A 16,577-nucleotide genomic window follows, 5' to 3' on the forward strand; every position below is an offset into this window, starting at 1 on the left:
TCCTATAAATGTCTCTCAAAAACTCTAAGTTTTGAACTTTTTGATCTCTTGTTATCAATAATCTCCTGATCCGTCGGTAAGATTGGTTTTCTGGTAATAACCTTTCCTTTTGATACATTTCCGCAAACACAAACAGGAAAGTTTGGTGGGCAAGTACAAGGATCTTCATTATTTCTAAAACTGCTTTTTACAATTCTGTCTTCCAGGGAATGAAAGGTAATGATACATAATCTGCCATTATCCGCCAACATTCCGATCATATCATCCAGTGATTTAATTAAAACTTCCAGCTCCCGATTTAATTCAATTCGTATTGCCTGAAATGTTTTCTTAGCAGGATGACCTGTATTTTTTCTGATTTTCATTGGAATAGCCGCTTTAATTGCTTCTGTCAGTTCATCTGTTGTCTCAATGGTTTTTTCTTCTCTCACACGAACAATATGCTTTGCAATGTTCTTAGCGAACTTGTCCTCACCGTAGTCTCTAATAATACGATACAGATCAAATTCACTATACCCATTTACAATATCTTTTGCTGTTCTGTCATACCTGGTATCCATTCGCATATCCAGCGGTGCATTTTCTTTATAAGAAAATCCACGTTCTATGGTATCCAGTTGATAGGAAGAAACGCCCAAATCCAGTAATATACCATCTACCTTGTGAATCCCAAGCTCAGTAAGTACTCTCTTCATATCGGAATAATTGCTTCTTACTATGGTTACTTTATCTTTATATTCTGCGAGTCGTTCGCTTCCGGCCTTTATAGCTGCTTCATCCTGATCAATGCCGATTAATCTACCGGTTCCTGACAACCGTCTGCATATTTCATAAGAGTGGCCGCCTCCCCCTAAGGTTCCGTCTACATATATTCCATCCGGTTTTATATTAAGTGCTTTAATTGTTTCATCTAATAGTACGGATTTGTGTTTAAAATTAAAATTTTCTGATAAAGTGTCCAATCTAAAACCCCCTAAAAGCTTAGTCCGAACTCCGACATGTGTTCTGCAATCTGATCCATATCATCATAATCATTATTGCTTTCCCATTTATCTTTGCTCCAAATTTCTATTTTACTTAAGACTCCGACAAACACAATATCTTTTTCCAAACCAGCCTGTTCTCTTAACTTGTTTGGAATCAGTATTCTTCCCTGCTTGTCCACTTCACATGTGGCAGCTCCGGCCATAAAATAACGCTGTAATTGTCTGGCTTCTTTACTTCCGGGGAGATTTTTAAGCTGAGTGACGAAGTTCATCCATTCCTCATTAGGATATACAAATAAGCAGCCATCTAAACCTTGGGTAACAACAAATTCATCACCTAAAGCTTCTCTGAACTTGGATGGTATTATTATTCTACCCTTGGTATCAATCGTATGATTGTATTCTCCCATGAACATGGATCTCACCACCTATCTACCACTTACTACCACTTCGCACCACTTTCCTCCACTTCTAATGATATTTTATACCACTTATGGGAATTTATCAAGCATTTCTGCATAAAAAAAAGACAAGCAGCCATGGTTATATTTGGCAGCTTGCAACTTTATACATAACATGTACAATATATTGTATAAAATAAGTAAATGTACTTTATTTCAACTATATCTAGGCACAAAAAAAGGAATAGTCATTTGGTCCTATTCCTCAATGTCTTAACCTGTAAAAAGTTTGTCTCTATTATCGTGTTTTGATAATTTTAACAATATATATTGGTTAAATTAAATTATTTTATTGTAATCTTCTTTTTTAAAGAAATACGTTTGAAGATAATAACTGCTACAGCGGATATAACTAATAAACCGGATAATAACTGGGATACAGCAAATGGTGTATTCCACAAAAATAACTGATCCGTTCTTAAACCTTCTATCCAGACTCTTCCTAAACCATATCCTGCCAGGTATAATAAAAATATTTCACCATTAAATTTTTTATGTTTAGAATAGATTATCAATAATATCAAAACACATAAATTCCAAACAGATTCATAAAGAAAAGTAGGATGAACCTGAATATACGTTATTCCACTAATAACTACCGGATTCTCCCTGATCTCCATGATTCGCTTCAGTGCATCCGGTTTGCCCGAATATTTTTCAGTCAGATACGATACGGGAGCCGTATAATCACTGCTTACGTCCTTAATATCCAAAAGCATGGCAAACGGATTATTGGTATATTTGCCAAATGCCTCGCGGTTAAAAAAGTTACCCCACCTGCCTATCATCTGACCGGTTATTAAACCAAGACATCCGGTATCGGCTAAAAGGGCAAAGGAATATTTTTTGATCCTGGTGTATACAAAGGCTGTGATAATAGCGGTGATTACACCGCCATAGATAGCAAGTCCTCCATTCCTGATATTAAATATCTGTATCGGATCCGCCTTAAATTCATCCCAGGCAAAAATTACATAATATACTCTGGCTCCGATAACTGATAATATAATTGCATATAGTGCAAAATCCAGATACAAGTCTTTATCCTGACCGGTGCGTTTTGCCTGCCACTCCGCAACCAGATAACCAAGTGCCATTCCGCAGGCAATTACAATACCATAATAAGCGATTTCAAACCCAAAGACACTGATGTGCGAGCCCACATTTTTCAGTTCAATACCTAAATTAGGAAACCAGATACTAGTTGCAGCACTTATTAACATATTAGTTCACCACTTTCTTATACATTAAAACGGAATAATACTACATCGCCGTCCTGAACTACGTACTCTTTGCCTTCCGAACGTACTAAACCTTTATCTTTCGCTAAATTATAACTGCCGCATTCTACAAGATTCGCATAATTTACAATCTCTGCACGGATGAACCCTCTCTCGAAATCCGTATGGATTTTGCCAGCCGCACCCGGAGCTTTGGTCCCTTTCACAATCGTCCAGGCTTTGGTTTCTTTCGGTCCGGCTGTTAAATAACTGATTAAACCTAAAATATGATAGCTCGCACGAATTAATTTTTCAAGTCCTGATTCCTTAAGTCCCATATCCTCTAAAAACAATTTTTTCTCATCGTCGTCAAGTTCAGCAATTTCTTGTTCAATCTGGGCACATATTACAAAAACTTCAGAGTTTTCTTTTGTGGCAAATTCCTTAACCTTTTTAACAAAACCGTTTCCTGCACCATCATCAGCTAAATCATCTTCTTTTACATTGGCAGCATAGATCACCGGTTTATAAGTCAACAAATTATATCCGTTTAACAAAACAAGTTCTTCTTCATCGTCTGTCATAAAACCTTTAGCCATATTGCCTGCTTCCAGGTGTCCTTTCAGACGTTCCAATAAATCTAATTCCTTAGCAAGAGTTTTATCATTTTTAGATCCCTTGGATGTGCGGCTCATTCTTCTTTCAATGATATCCAGGTCAGAGAATATTAATTCTAGGTTTATGGTCTCAATATCCCTAAGTGGGTCAATCGACCCGTCAACATGGATTATATTGGTATCTTCAAAACATCTTACAACATGAACAATGGCATCTACCTCTCTGATATTGGAAAGGAACTGATTTCCTAATCCCTCACCCTTGGAAGCACCTTTCACCAATCCTGCAATATCCACAAATTCAATCGCTGCAGGTACTACCTTTTCTGAATGATATAAATCACCCAATACTTTCAATCTCTCATCCGGTACCGCAACAATTCCTATATTCGGATCTATTGTACAAAAGGGATAATTGGCGGATTCAGCGCCGGCTTTCGTTAGTGAATTAAATAATGTGCTCTTTCCTACATTGGGTAAACCTACTATACCTAATTTCATATGTGTCTTCCTTTCAATCTTTTGCTTCTATTACAATAAGTACGCCATCCTGCAATAAAATATCTGCTTGTTCCTCTACTACTTCGTTACTGGTGCCTATACTGTCACCTTTATACATTGTATAATCTTTTAAGGGGTATTTAAATCCCCTTAATGTAATTCCTTTTACAACCTCTGTAAAAGGCTGAAGCGAAACAAATGGACCAAACAGCTTATCTTTATATATGGTTGTACTTCTATTAATCATATATATTTTATTATGTTCATCTATAATAGAAGCTTTTATATTTTTATTCAGAGGTAAATATAATAAATGAATATTAGCCAGCATATGGTCAATACGAGTACCTGTCGCTCCTAATATAACAATTTCACCGCCATTTAACTCTATCCCTAAGTTTAATGCAATATGTGTATCAGTAGCATCTTTCTCAGGATTATATTCTTTAATGATAACAGCATTATCACTTCGGTAACTTTCTATTAATTCAGGCGGTACGGAATCAAAGTCACCTACTATATACTGTAGAGAAATTCCCAATTTACTGGCTGTAACCAGTCCGCTGTCAACAGCTATTGTAATATCAAACTTATTCTCTTTCAAAAAACCCCTTGCAAATTCGATTGATATGACTCCGCCTGTAATGATCAGAATACGATTTTCTTTCATTTATTTACCCGTACCTTCGATTTAGAAGTTATTAAATATTTTTTTAAAGTCAGCGATATTTTTCTGAATATCACCTTTAAATACTGCGGTCCCGGCTACAATAACATTCGCACCTGCTTCTATTACCTGTTCAACATTGGACGCAGATATACCACCATCCACCTCAATATCTATCTGGCAGTTTCTTTCACGTGCCATACTTTTTAAAGTACTTATCTTCTCAAGCATAAACGGTAGAAAAGTTTGTCCACCAAATCCCGGATTTACACTCATTAGTAGAATCATATCCACATCTTTAAGAACATATTCAAGTTCGGATAAAGGAGTTGTCGGATTGAGAGACACGCAGGTTTTCACTCCGTTTTCTTTGATTTTAGACAAGGTACGGTTTAAATGTCTGCATGCTTCCGCATGAACAGTGATTAAATCTGCACCGGCTTTTGCAAACTCGTCAATAAAACGAATCGGTTCCTCCACCATTAAATGAACATCAAAAAAAAGCTTTGTAACAGGACGTATTGCCTGTATAATGGGAACACCAAAAGATATACTCGGAACAAAAGCTCCATCCATTACATCAATGTGAAGATAATCCGCTCCTGCCTTTTCTACCTGTAGAATATCATTACCCAGATTAGCAAAGTCTGCTGCCAGAATAGATGGTGCTAACTTAATCATAATAATAACCAAACCTTTCTCACGACCTGCAGACTTAAACATCGCAGTCAAATAGCCGTAAATTTAATTATCTGTCAGTTTTTCTTAATATCTCTTTTGATTCTTAATTTCTTCATATATTTCTGTATAATTGTTATAACGGACTTTACTGATTTTTCCTAACTTTAATGCTTCTTTTACTGCACAGCCGGGTTCATTTAAATGGGCACAGCCATGAAACCTGCAATTACCTTCATATTCATGAAATTCAGCAAAATAATCTTTTAATTCCTCTTTCTCCATATCCTGAATATACAGGGAACTAAATCCAGGGGTATCCATAATAAAAGTGTTACCCTGTATATAAAATAATTCGGAATGTCTTGTGGTATGCTTACCTCTTTGTATTTTTTCACTGATCCTACCGGTCTGCATATTTGCATCCGGATGAATATTATTAATAATAGAAGATTTGCCTACACCGGACGGCCCTGCCAGAACTGTCGTCTTATCTATTAACAGTTCAGACAGGGTTTTAATCCCATCCTCAGTATACGTACTGGTAAAAATAACTTTATAACCGCATTTAATATATGCATCTTCTAAAAGACTGATTTCTTTTTCCGTTACAATATCTTTTTTATTAAAACAGATCACTGTTTCCACCTGTTGTTTTAACATTAAGATTAATAAGCGGTCCAATAAGTTCAGATTAGGGGCAGGCGCCGCAGCCGCAAAAATTATCAGTGCCTGATCCACATTAGCAACAGCGGGACGTAAAAGTTCATTCTTTCGTTCCAATATATCGCTAATATTACCTTTTTTCTCATTTTCATCAATTACATCAATAATTACATTATCACCAACTAAAGGTTTTATCTTTTGATTACGAAAGATTCCTTTCGCTTTGCATTCATACAAACCGAACGTTTTTACATAAACATAGTAAAAACCTGCGATACCTTTTATAATCTTGCCTTCCATTATTCTTCCACCGGTGTAAATTCAACTTGCCATGTTGTAGGATATTGTTCATATTTTATCAGCTTACCATTCTCACTGACAGCTCCGTCATCACCGTCTGCCGCTTCCCTGCCGACATACATCTTAACAGTTCCTTTTGAGCCGCTATCACTGGGATAATCGCCTATATTTAACGGGAAGCTGTCGTAATCCAGCTCTTCTTTTAAAAGCGTTGTTGTATTGCCATCCTGAATAAGCTGAATTTTAACAATTCCGCTGTCACCGGCATAGTCAAACGGATTTTCATCTATCTCTATATGACCGATATAAGTCTGGTTATTATCCTCCGGCGGATCAACTACACCAGCACCTAAACTGACTACGAAATCAATTGCCGTACCACTGTCTAATTCTGTTCCTTCTCCCTTACTTTGGGACATAACCTGACCTTTTGGATAGGTATCCGAATAATCCGTAGCAACTTCACCTTTTTTTAGTCCTGCAGCTTCTAACTTCTGAATTGCTTTTTTCTCAGTAAGACCCAGAATAGCCGGCACTTTAACCGTTTTGATTTCCGGACCGTTACTGATAATAACCGTAATCGTATCCCCTTTAACCGCATCCGTATCTCTGGCCGGTTTTGTTTCAATTACTCTTCCCTCTTCTGTCTCATCGCTGTAAGCATAGTCATGCTGTACAACAAGTCCTGCATCTTGTAATTTAGTTACCGCCTGATTATCCGTTAAGTTATATACATTAGGAACCGGGAAAGGTTTCGATCCAAGGCTGACTACCAAGCTAACCTCAGCATCGGATTCTACTTCTGTATCCTGCACCGGATACTGTTTCATAACCATTCCCTTTTCATATTCGTCCGAATATTGTTCCGTGGAAGTTACTTTTAAGAATTCCGATTTCGCATATAACGTATCCTCAGCATCTTTTAATTTTAATCCGACTACAGGAGGGATAACGATAGTTTCACTGGTCGCTTCTTCCGTTGTGGTTGAGTCTATCGATTCCTCTGATGTTGTTTCTGTAGTATTAATAACAGGATTCTTATCCGAACCCGGGAATAACTTAAAGAAACGCACTACAAAGAAAATGATCAATATGGTTAGAATTACACCTGCTGCAATGGAACCTACTAAAATTATTTTCTCAACTCTTGGATCTACACTGTCAAGTTCTTCCTCTTCCTCGGTTTCCTCCTGGTTATAATTAGTATCTGCCATCCTCCGCCCATCCGTATTCTGATAGATATCTCTGGAAGTGTCATAACCGGCTCCTGACATTTTCGTTGCACTTTTGATGTGATTTACTTCATCGTCCGATATGGTAATGGTTGGTGAATCATTTACCGATGCATTCGGAATTACAACAAAATCACCATTCGGATTGGAAATGGAACGTTTTAAATCTGCAATTAATTCCGAAGCAGAAAGATATCTGCGTTCCGGTTTTTTCTGCATACATTTCTGTACAATCCGGTCTACACTAAGCGGTATATTCGGATCCAGTTCTCTAAGAGGAGCTGCCTCACCCTGTATATGCAAAAGTGCTACGGAAACCGTATTATCCCCGGCAAAAGGTACTTGTCCTGAAAGCATCTCATATAAAGTAACACCGAGGGAATAGATATCACTCTTTTCATCACTGTAACCGCCCCTTGCCTGTTCCGGAGACAAATAATGTACGGAACCCATGGCATTAGAGGTAATCGTATTGGAAGTAGTCGCTTTAGCTATACCAAAGTCTGTTACCTTTACTTTACCTTCTCTGGAAATGATTATGTTCTGAGGTTTTATATCTCTATGGATAATATGATTCATATGCGCGGCTTCCATACCCATAGCAATCTGGATAGCAATACCGACAGCTTCCTTAACCTCTAATTTACCTTTTCTTTCAATAAAATTTTTTAAAGTAATACCCTCAACCAGTTCCATTACAATATAATGAAGACCGTTGTCATCACCGACATCATAAACATTTACTATATTCGGGTGGGATAAACCTGCCGCCGATTGTGCTTCCCCTCTAAACTTCTTAACAAAATTTTTATCATCACTATATTCAGGTTTCAGCACCTTAATGGCAACGAAACGATTTAACCTGTGACATCTGGCTTTATAGACATCTGCCATACCTCCAGAACCTACTTTATCAATTATTTCGTATCGGTCACTAATAAACATACCCGGTTTTAACATTCTTCCTCACCTCTTTCTATAGTTTAACAAGTACAATGGATATATTGTCATTCCCACCGTTTTCATTGGCTTTGTTTACCAACGTATTTGCAGCCATCTTAAGATCCTCGGGATATTCTCTGACAACCTCCAGGATATCTTTATCTTCCATCATATTCGTCAGTCCATCTGAACACATTAATACAATATCATCTTTATTTAATTCTACCTCAAAATAATCCGGTGTTACTGTCGCATTAGCACCCAAGGCTCTTGTAATAATGTTTTTATTCGGATGAAACCTTACATCCTTCCTATCAATTTCACCGGTTTTTACCATTTCTTCTACAAGGGAATGGTCCTCGGTAATTTGTTTTATATTGTCACGGATGACATAGAGTCTGCTGTCACCAACATTTGCCACATACATTATGTTTTCAATGATTGTTGCAAGTACGAACGTGGTACCCATCCCCTGAAGATCATTCTTCGTATTGGCTTCTTCCAATAACAAGTCATTGGTATATTGTAAAGCTTCTGATATCATTCCAATTGGGGTTTTTTGCTGATTCGTTCTGATTTTCTCCGTAAAGACTTCAACACAGAATCTAGACGCATAATCACCGGCATTATGACCACCCATTCCATCTGCAACAATAAACAGATTCGGAAGACCACCAATACTATTTTCCTCACAAAAAACGTAATCTTGGTTAATTTGTCTTTTCTCTCCAATATCCGTTATTGAAAATGATCGCATGCTTACACCTCCTTGAATTTCAATACCAGGCAAACCGACTGATTTGCTGGTTTCCATTTGAAATACAGAATTATTGCTTAACCAGAAGTTTTATCCATATAGCTTTTTCTTAATTGACCACAGGCAGCATCAATATCGGTACCCATTTCTCTTCTAATAGTAACATTAATTCTATATTTTTCAAGTATATTTTTGAAATTTTGTATACTTTTCATTTGTGATTGCTTATAATTTCTCTCTTTTATAGGGTTAACCGGAATTAAATTTACATGGCAGTTAAGGCCTTTAATACGCTTATATAATTCAAGTGCGTGCTCGGGTAAATCGTTTAATCCTTCTACCATACTGTATTCAAATGTTATTCGCCGCCCGGTCTTTTCATAGTAATAAATACAGGCTTTTAATGCAGAATCCATATCAAATCTTTCCGCAATAGGCATTAGCTGCTTTCTTACTGTATCATTAGACGCATGTAAGGAGAGTGCAAGGGTAATCTGAAGGTTTTCATCTGCCAGGGCTTTAATTTTATCTACCAGTCCGCAAGTTGATACGGTAATGTTTCTCTGACTAATATTTAAACCGTTTTCATCCGATAACATGTGTATAAAACGAACGAGATTGTCGTAATTATCCAGAGGTTCCCCTGTACCCATTACCACGACATTAGATACTCTTTCTCCGGAAATCCTTTGAATACAGTAGATTTGATCCAGCATCTCGGATACGGTTAAGTTTCTTTCAAAACCTCCTATGGTAGAAGCACAGAATTTGCATCCCATCTTGCAACCAACCTGGGAGGATATACAGACGGAATTACCGTGATGATATTTCATAAGAACACTTTCCAAAACCTGTCCGTCCCATAAACGGAATAAAAACTTTGTGGTTTCACCGTCTTCTGAATCCAATTTCTTAACCACTGTAAGGTTGGTAATTTCACTGATTTCATTTAACTGTTCTCTTAATTGTTTCGAAATATTAGTCATTTCGTCAAAATCAGAGACCAGCTTAACATGAAGCCATTCATAAATTTGCTTTGCACGAAACGGTTTGTCCCCTATTTGTTTGAGCAAATCCTTTAGTTCTTCTAAGTTTAATGCTTTAATATCAATTTTTGACATATTACTTCCTTTGTCTGATATAGTTCAAAAATGCCGCAGCATTTTTTGATTATTTATATTATGATAGTTGTGATAACTCAAAATCAATTTTTTCTTCGCAATTTTGCAATAAAAAAACCATCCGTATTATGAATTCCAGGCAGCAGCTGAATATAACCTTCCTTAGAAGTGTCACATAATAGGGATGACGGAAGAAATTCATCTATACTTTCCATTCTATAATCAAAATGTTCTGTAAACCATCGAACATTCTCAAGGTTTTCTTCTATATTTACCGTACAGGTACTATATAACAAGGTACCGCCTTTTTTCACATATTGCTGCACCACTGTTAGAATGTCCCGTTGCAACTTTACCAGATTCTTTTGTTTTTCCCTGGTCATATTATATTTAATATCCGGCTTTTTACTGATCACTCCCAGGCCGGAACAGGGTAGATCTGCTATAACAATATCTGCTTTTTCAATGCTTTCTTCATCAAGAATAAGAGCATCCGTTACGTAAGCTTTTATGTTGGTGTATCCGTTACGTAAGATATTCTCATTTATTAAGTTAACCTTAGCCTCCGATACATCTCTGGAATCCACGTGCCCGCTGGATTTTAACAACTCAGCAAGATGAAGAGATTTTCCGCCGGGTGCGGCACATACGTCTATAATGTAATCACCGCTTCTTACACCGGAAACAGCTCCTACTAACATTGAACTCTCATCCTGTACCTGAAAATACCCCTTTTTAAAGGCATTAAGCTGTCCCAGAAAGTTATAATCCCAGATCTTAAGTGCATAAGGAAGATATGTTCCAGGTTCCACAGTTACCTTATTCTGTTTCAGTAAAACTGTTAAATCTTCGACTGTTATTTTATCGGTATTACAGCGTATGATTGTCTTCTTATCCTGAAAAGAAGCCTCTAACATACTTTTAACCAAAGTATAATCATATTGGGAAAGAAAGTGTTTCACCAGCCATTCCGGTACGGAATAAACCACGCTTAAGAAAAACTCTTTTTCGGTTTCTTCATTGGGAAAGCTTACCTTTTTGGTATCCCGGACAATATTTCTTAAAACACCGTTTACAAATCCGGACAAATTCCCAAAACCTCTTTTTTTAGCTAATTTGACAGCTTCATTACAGGCTGCGGAATCAGGAATCTGATCCATATATTTAACTTGATATAGACTCATTCGGAGAAGGTTACGTATCAAAGGTTTCATTTTATTCACTTTAACACTGGAATACTGATTTAAAATATAGTCCAAGGTCAGCATTCGTTCTATAGTCCCCTCACAAAGCCGGGTAATAAAAGCTCTGTCCTGTTTTTCAAGGTATTGGTACTGATTCAGAGTACGACTCATAACCGTGTGACTGAAATTACTGTTCTGAACGATATCCATTAATATACCCAGTGCAATTTCCCTGGCGCTTATTTGCTCCTTTTTATCAGTCACGATTTCTTCCTCCAAACAGAATTAGCAGTCTTAAAAGCTGCAGTATGGAAGCCGCCGCTGCCGCAACATAAGTTAAAGCGGCTGCACCTAATACTTTCTTGGTATGAGACACTTCTTCTCCATATAATATACCCGTTTCATCTAATATCTTCACCGCTCTGGCAGAAGCATTCAGCTCCACCGGCAGGGTAATAAGCTGGAATAATACCGCACAGGAAAATAAGATTATACCTAAATAAATTAATGTTTGTGATCCTCCTAAAAATATGCCAATAAGAATCAACGGCCAGGATATGGTAGCACCGATATTGGCAACCGGGACAAAGGCGGTTCGTAAACGTAAAGGTACATAACCTTTGTCATGCTGGATGGCATGCCCGCATTCATGAGCTGCAACCCCAATGGCTGCAACAGATGTTTGCCCATATACATTATCCGACAATTTTAAAGTTTTATCTCTGGGATCATAATGATCTGTTAAATTTCCGCTTACATGCTGTACGGATACGTCATAAATACCTGCTGAATGCAGAATTCTCTCAGCGGCCTGTGCACCGGTCATTCCCGACAAGCTTCTGACCCTGTTATATTTGGCAAAGGTTGTTTGAACCATTGCAGAAGCACCTAAAGACAGAATGATACCAATGATAACCAGAATGTATGTTGGATCAAAAAATGGATAATACATAAGTTCCCTCCTATCTGTAAACTGTTAGCTGTTAGTAGACTCTAACCTTATTTGTTTAATACAAACGTTATTACTTCCTACCGATTGTTATTTGGGTTACAATTTCCGATTTAATTCAATTTGTTACTATTATATTCCTTACATGTTTTTATTATTTAGTATTTTTCCCGTATCAATAGAATAACCTCTTAAAAAAGCCTCCACCGTCATTCGTTTCTTACCCTCTAATTGAAGTTCTTTCATAGCCAGACTTCCTTTAGAAGTTTTAATTACTATAGTATCCTTTGTTACCTTTACGATTTCACCCGGAATTCCTGCAGTTTCCTCTGCAATTACATCCGCATCCCAGATTTTAAGAGTTTTTCCGTCCAAAAATGTATAAGCACTTGGCCACGGATTTAATCCTCTTATGAGACGTTCCAGCTCAATTGCCGGACGGTTAAAATCAATCAATCCCATGGATTTGTCCAATATTTTAGTATGGCAGGACTCTTCATCCTTTTGCTTTTCTCTGGGTGCAGTACCATCTTCAATAGCCTTTAAAGCTTCTAACAGTAATTCACCGCCGCATTCCGCTAATTTATCGTGCAAACTTCCACCGGTTTCTTTTAAATCTATTGGAACTTCTGCTTTCATAATCATATCACCGGTATCCACACCTGCATCCATATGCATAATAGTAACTCCGGTCTTATCTTCGCCATTTATAATGGACCATTGAATCGGTGCAGCACCGCGATATTTGGGTAAAAGTGACGCATGTACGTTTATACATCCATACCTGGGAAGCTCTAAAATTGATTTTGGTAAAATCTGTCCAAAAGCTGCAACCACGATTGCTTCCGGATTTAACTCTTTTAATATTGGAAGAAAACCTTCTTCTTTCACCCTGTTAGGTTGTAATATCGGGATATTATACTGTAATGCCAGTTCCTTAACCGGTGTAAATTGGACCTGCTTTCCTCTTCCTTTCGGTCTATCTGGTTGAGTTACCACGGCAAGAATGTCGTGCTCCGAATGAATTAATTTATCTAATACGACTGCCGCTAAATCGGGTGTTCCCATAAAAACTATATTCATGTATGAATGCCTCCTGTTACACAAAATCTGTCGTAAGGGACTGCTTTAAAAATCAAATGGTTATTATTTAACAACCCCTACGCTCATTATATAAGAATAAAAAAGCAAAATCTACAGATTAAGAAAGACTTTATATTATTTAAGAGTTTTTTAATCTTTATTCGTGACTGGTTTTTGACTAACTATATTATTCTTCTTTCTCTTCGTTAGAGTGTAAACCTCCGATTACTTTATCCACATATAAGATACCATTTAAGTGATCAATCTCATGACATAGTGCTCTGGCCAACAGTTCAGTACCCTCCACAATGATCTCTTCAAAATTTTCATTCAGTGCCTTCACCTTAGCATAATTAGGTCTCGTTACCAGTCCTGATTTTCCCGGAACACTTAAACAGCCCTCTTCTCCTGTTTGTTCGCCGCTTGTTTCAAGTATCTCAGGGTTAATTAATATAATAGGACTGTCACCCTCCGGTGATACATCTATTACAACCAGTCTTTTTAATATACCAATCTGAGGAGCTGCAAGTCCAACCCCTTCTGCTTTATGCATGGTATCGATCATATCGCCGATCAGTATTTTCAGTTTAGGTGTCTTCTCTGTTATTTCTTTGGATTTCTTGGTTAATATATTATCTCCTATCAATCGAATATTTCTAATCGCCATGTTATCTGTCCTTCCCGTTAAAATTAATCATTTATTTCATAAACGGCTGATTTAATGAATATATCTATAAAATTCTGCCGAATAAATAATCATATCCTTAAATTCACATTATGTCAATCAGTGGATTTAAAAATTACAGTCTTATTGTTACAAATTAGCCACAGGCCAAGCTGTAACTTTTCGTTTTTACTGATAAGTTAATTATATGAAAAGAGAATTAATGTTGCTAATATCAGTAACTGTTCATAGGGTTAAAATCAAATTGTACATTGCATGTTTCAAAATGTTCAGAAAAATTAATATAACCCTCCAGGTAGTTTTTTAATAGAATTAAATAATTATAATTAGATTGTTTTACATATATCATATAGCGATAAAAGTCATTTGCTTTGGATAAAACTGCCAAAGCCGGTCCTATAATAATAGTTTCTTCGGATATCTGCTCCGTTTTTACCCATTCTTTCGCCGCACCGCCAAGAAGTTTGGCTGCAAAAATTGCTTTATTTTCGTCTTTTGAAGTTATAAGTACCGCAAGAATATGAGCCGCCGGCGGATATTTTAGTAAATCCCTGTAGTTCATCTCCTGATTGTAAAAACCATCGTAGTCATTATTACTGGCCGCAGATATACTGTAGTGCTCCGGCTGATAGGTCTGTATCACAACCTCCCCGGGAAGTCTTCCGCGGCCTGCCCTGCCCGACGCCTGAACTAAAAGCTGATAGGTTCTCTCAGCCGCCCGGTAATCCGAAGCATATAAAGATAAATCAGCCGCAAGAATACCAACTAATGTAACCATGGGAAAATCATGGCCCTTTACAATCATCTGTGTACCTACTAAAATATCCGCCTCCTGATTAGCAAAGGCTGACAATATTTTCTCGTGCCCATCCTTTGTTTTAGTCGTATCCGTATCCATCCGTAATACCCTGGCCTCCGGAAATTCACGTTTCACCAGTTCTTCCACCTTCTGGGTACCGGTCCCAAAGGCAGCAATATACTTGGATCCACAGCTTGGACATTTCGTAGGAATCGCTTCTTCATGTCCGCAATAATGACATACAAGTGTCCCATTATTATGTGCTGTCAAAGAAACATCGCAGTGCGGACATTTCATTACATAACCGCAACTTCTGCAGGAGACAAATCCTGCGTAACCTCTTCGGTTAATAAATAATATTATCTGTTCTTTCTTATTGAGTCTATCCTTTATTAAATCTTTTAGATGCAGACTAAAGATTGATTTATTTTTTTTCTTTAATTCTTCCCTTAAGTCTTCAATCCAAATCTTCGGCATTCTTCCTTCCCCGTTTCGGGAGGGTAATGTAAATAATTTATATTCACCCTGCAGTGCTTTCTTATACGACTCCAGGGACGGTGTCGCTGATCCTAATATAATACTGGCTCCGGATAATTCCCCGCGTTTTATAGCTACTTCCCTGGCATGGTATTTGGGCGGATTCTCACTTTTATAACTGCCTTCATGCTCTTCATCCATAATAATTAATCCCAAGTCTTTAAAGGGAGTAAATAACGCGGATCTGGGACCAATCATAATATCAATGTCTCCATTCTTAGCCCGCATGAACTGATCATAACGTTCACCCTGGGATAACCTGGAATTCATAATGGATATACGGCTGCCAAATCGTTTATAAAATCGCATTACAGTCTGGTAAGTTAATGCTATTTCCGGAATCAGCATTATTACTTTCTTTCCCTGTTTTATAACTGAAGATATTATCTCTAAATAAACTTCGGTTTTCCCACTTCCCGTAACACCGTGAATCAGATAAGTTTTTCGTTTTCCGGCATTATAGTCACGAATTATTTCCTCTGTAACAAACTGCTGTTCCCTTGACAATATTACCGATTCTTTTTCAGATTCTTTATTGTTTAAAGGATTCCGGTATAACTTTTCTACTTCTGTAGTAATAACACCCATCTTTTCTAAATCCTGAATGGTAGTTCTTGCAATATTTAACTTATTTACTGCCAGCTCATATTCAAGCTCATCGATACCCTTAGACTGTACGGCCGAATCACCGAGGAAAGCTTCTAGCAAACGGACTCTGCCTTTATTATTTTTCTTCTTAAATACTTCCAGATAGTTTTCGGCTTCTTCGACTGAGACTGCCAGTCTGATTGTTTTCTTTTCTATGGATTTCACTGATTTTTTAACCGGAATAACCGTTTTCAGAGCATCATTCATAGTAGCTCCAAAGGTCTCCTTAATCCAATATGCCAGACTGATTAACTGACTTTCTATTACCAGACCACCGGGTACGATTTGGTGAATCGGCTTAATTAATTCTACTTTCCATTTTGGTGTTTCTGATAAACCGACGATATAACCATTTATAAATCGGTTGCCCTTTCCAAAGGGAACAATTACTAAAGCTCCTATTACTGCTTCCTCCCTGAATTCCTCAGGTATGGAGTATTGGTATGATTTATCTAAGTTTTCATGAGAAATATCTACTATAATATCTGCATAAGACATACCAAATCACCGCCTTTAATTCATCCCGACTGCCTTTGTGCAGCCT

15 protein-coding genes are annotated in these 16,577 nt (G+C 37.4%); all 15 read right to left on the bottom strand.

Annotation, left to right across the window (positions count from 1 at the left end; genetic code table 11):
* Positions 1–2: 2 nt before the first annotated feature.
* The 15 genes from rsmH to priA all read right to left on the bottom strand — a co-directional run bounded on the left by rsmH (position 3) and on the right by priA (position 16,531).
* A complete protein-coding gene (gene rsmH / locus RBU59_RS02875) occupies positions 3–962 on the bottom strand; it encodes a 16S rRNA (cytosine(1402)-N(4))-methyltransferase RsmH (RefSeq protein ID WP_308146380.1) in 960 nt (319 codons plus the stop codon).
* 11 nt (positions 963–973) lie between these two features.
* Positions 974–1,402, bottom strand: coding sequence for a division/cell wall cluster transcriptional repressor MraZ (gene mraZ / locus RBU59_RS02880; RefSeq protein ID WP_308146381.1), 429 nt, complete (start codon positions 1,400–1,402; stop codon positions 974–976).
* 329 nt (positions 1,403–1,731) lie between these two features.
* Entirely contained in the window at positions 1,732–2,670 is a 939-nt protein-coding gene (gene lgt / locus RBU59_RS02885; RefSeq protein ID WP_308146382.1) for a prolipoprotein diacylglyceryl transferase, read from the bottom strand.
* A gap of 17 nt (positions 2,671–2,687) precedes the next feature.
* Positions 2,688–3,785, bottom strand: a complete 1,098-nt coding sequence (gene ychF, locus RBU59_RS02890) for a redox-regulated ATPase YchF (protein ID WP_308146383.1) — start codon at positions 3,783–3,785, stop codon at positions 2,688–2,690.
* Positions 3,786–3,798: 13 nt separating this feature from the next.
* Positions 3,799–4,455: a thiamine diphosphokinase gene (locus RBU59_RS02895; protein WP_308146384.1), complete on the bottom strand. Its 657-nt coding sequence runs from the start codon at positions 4,453–4,455 to the stop codon at positions 3,799–3,801.
* Positions 4,456–4,476: 21 nt separating this feature from the next.
* Positions 4,477–5,133, bottom strand: coding sequence for a ribulose-phosphate 3-epimerase (rpe, locus tag RBU59_RS02900; RefSeq protein WP_308146385.1), 657 nt, complete (start codon positions 5,131–5,133; stop codon positions 4,477–4,479).
* Between the two features lie 84 nt (positions 5,134–5,217).
* The gene (gene rsgA, locus RBU59_RS02905; protein ID WP_308146386.1) at positions 5,218–6,096 is read right to left on the bottom strand and encodes a ribosome small subunit-dependent GTPase A; all 879 of its coding nucleotides are present in this window, start codon (positions 6,094–6,096) and stop codon (positions 5,218–5,220) included.
* Positions 6,096–8,288 (bottom strand): Stk1 family PASTA domain-containing Ser/Thr kinase, encoded by a 2,193-nt coding sequence (pknB, locus tag RBU59_RS02910; RefSeq protein ID WP_308146387.1) that lies wholly within the window; start codon positions 8,286–8,288, stop codon positions 6,096–6,098. The genes rsgA and pknB overlap by 1 nt, the downstream gene beginning before the upstream one ends.
* A 16-nt stretch (positions 8,289–8,304) precedes the next feature.
* Positions 8,305–9,027 carry a Stp1/IreP family PP2C-type Ser/Thr phosphatase gene (locus RBU59_RS02915; protein ID WP_308146388.1) on the bottom strand — a complete coding sequence of 241 codons (723 nt, stop codon included), beginning with the start codon at positions 9,025–9,027 and terminating at the stop codon, positions 8,305–8,307.
* Between the two features lie 77 nt (positions 9,028–9,104).
* Positions 9,105–10,148, bottom strand: coding sequence for a 23S rRNA (adenine(2503)-C(2))-methyltransferase RlmN (rlmN, locus tag RBU59_RS02920; protein WP_308146389.1), 1,044 nt, complete (start codon positions 10,146–10,148; stop codon positions 9,105–9,107).
* 83 nt (positions 10,149–10,231) lie between these two features.
* Positions 10,232–11,596, bottom strand: coding sequence for a 16S rRNA (cytosine(967)-C(5))-methyltransferase RsmB (gene rsmB / locus RBU59_RS02925; RefSeq protein ID WP_308146390.1), 1,365 nt, complete (start codon positions 11,594–11,596; stop codon positions 10,232–10,234).
* The gene (locus RBU59_RS02930) at positions 11,589–12,284 is read right to left on the bottom strand and encodes a zinc metallopeptidase (protein ID WP_308146391.1); all 696 of its coding nucleotides are present in this window, start codon (positions 12,282–12,284) and stop codon (positions 11,589–11,591) included. The genes rsmB and RBU59_RS02930 overlap by 8 nt, the downstream gene beginning before the upstream one ends.
* 138 nt (positions 12,285–12,422) lie before the next feature.
* Entirely contained in the window at positions 12,423–13,364 is a 942-nt protein-coding gene (gene fmt, locus RBU59_RS02935) for a methionyl-tRNA formyltransferase (RefSeq protein ID WP_308146392.1), read from the bottom strand.
* Positions 13,365–13,551: 187 nt separating this feature from the next.
* Complete coding sequence (gene def, locus RBU59_RS02940; RefSeq protein ID WP_308146393.1) at positions 13,552–14,031, bottom strand: peptide deformylase; 480 nt, start codon at positions 14,029–14,031, stop codon at positions 13,552–13,554.
* A gap of 232 nt (positions 14,032–14,263) precedes the next feature.
* Positions 14,264–16,531 (bottom strand): replication restart helicase PriA, encoded by a 2,268-nt coding sequence (gene priA / locus RBU59_RS02945; RefSeq protein WP_308146394.1) that lies wholly within the window; start codon positions 16,529–16,531, stop codon positions 14,264–14,266.
* Positions 16,532–16,577: the final 46 nt, after the last annotated feature.

Source organism: Anaerocolumna sp. MB42-C2, assembly GCF_030913705.1.
Classification (GTDB): domain Bacteria; phylum Bacillota; class Clostridia; order Lachnospirales; family Lachnospiraceae; genus Anaerocolumna.

Bases quoted from the DNA above. Each gene is read 5' to 3' on its own strand.
- mraZ (WP_308146381.1), bottom strand. From the start codon at position 1,402: ATGTTCATGGGAGAATACAATCATACGATTGATACCAAGGGTAGAATA.
- lgt (WP_308146382.1), bottom strand. From the start codon at position 2,670: ATGTTAATAAGTGCTGCAACTAGTATCTGGTTTCCTAATTTAGGTATT.
- ychF (WP_308146383.1), bottom strand. From the start codon at position 3,785: ATGAAATTAGGTATAGTAGGTTTACCCAATGTAGGAAAGAGCACATTA.
- RBU59_RS02895 (WP_308146384.1), bottom strand. From the start codon at position 4,455: ATGAAAGAAAATCGTATTCTGATCATTACAGGCGGAGTCATATCAATC.
- rpe (WP_308146385.1), bottom strand. From the start codon at position 5,133: ATGATTAAGTTAGCACCATCTATTCTGGCAGCAGACTTTGCTAATCTG.
- rsgA (WP_308146386.1), bottom strand. From the start codon at position 6,096: ATGGAAGGCAAGATTATAAAAGGTATCGCAGGTTTTTACTATGTTTAT.
- pknB (WP_308146387.1), bottom strand. From the start codon at position 8,288: ATGTTAAAACCGGGTATGTTTATTAGTGACCGATACGAAATAATTGAT.
- RBU59_RS02915 (WP_308146388.1), bottom strand. From the start codon at position 9,027: ATGCGATCATTTTCAATAACGGATATTGGAGAGAAAAGACAAATTAAC.
- rlmN (WP_308146389.1), bottom strand. From the start codon at position 10,148: ATGTCAAAAATTGATATTAAAGCATTAAACTTAGAAGAACTAAAGGAT.
- RBU59_RS02930 (WP_308146391.1), bottom strand. From the start codon at position 12,284: ATGTATTATCCATTTTTTGATCCAACATACATTCTGGTTATCATTGGT.
- fmt (WP_308146392.1), bottom strand. From the start codon at position 13,364: ATGAATATAGTTTTTATGGGAACACCCGATTTAGCGGCAGTCGTATTA.
- def (WP_308146393.1), bottom strand. From the start codon at position 14,031: ATGGCGATTAGAAATATTCGATTGATAGGAGATAATATATTAACCAAG.
- priA (WP_308146394.1), bottom strand. From the start codon at position 16,531: ATGTCTTATGCAGATATTATAGTAGATATTTCTCATGAAAACTTAGAT.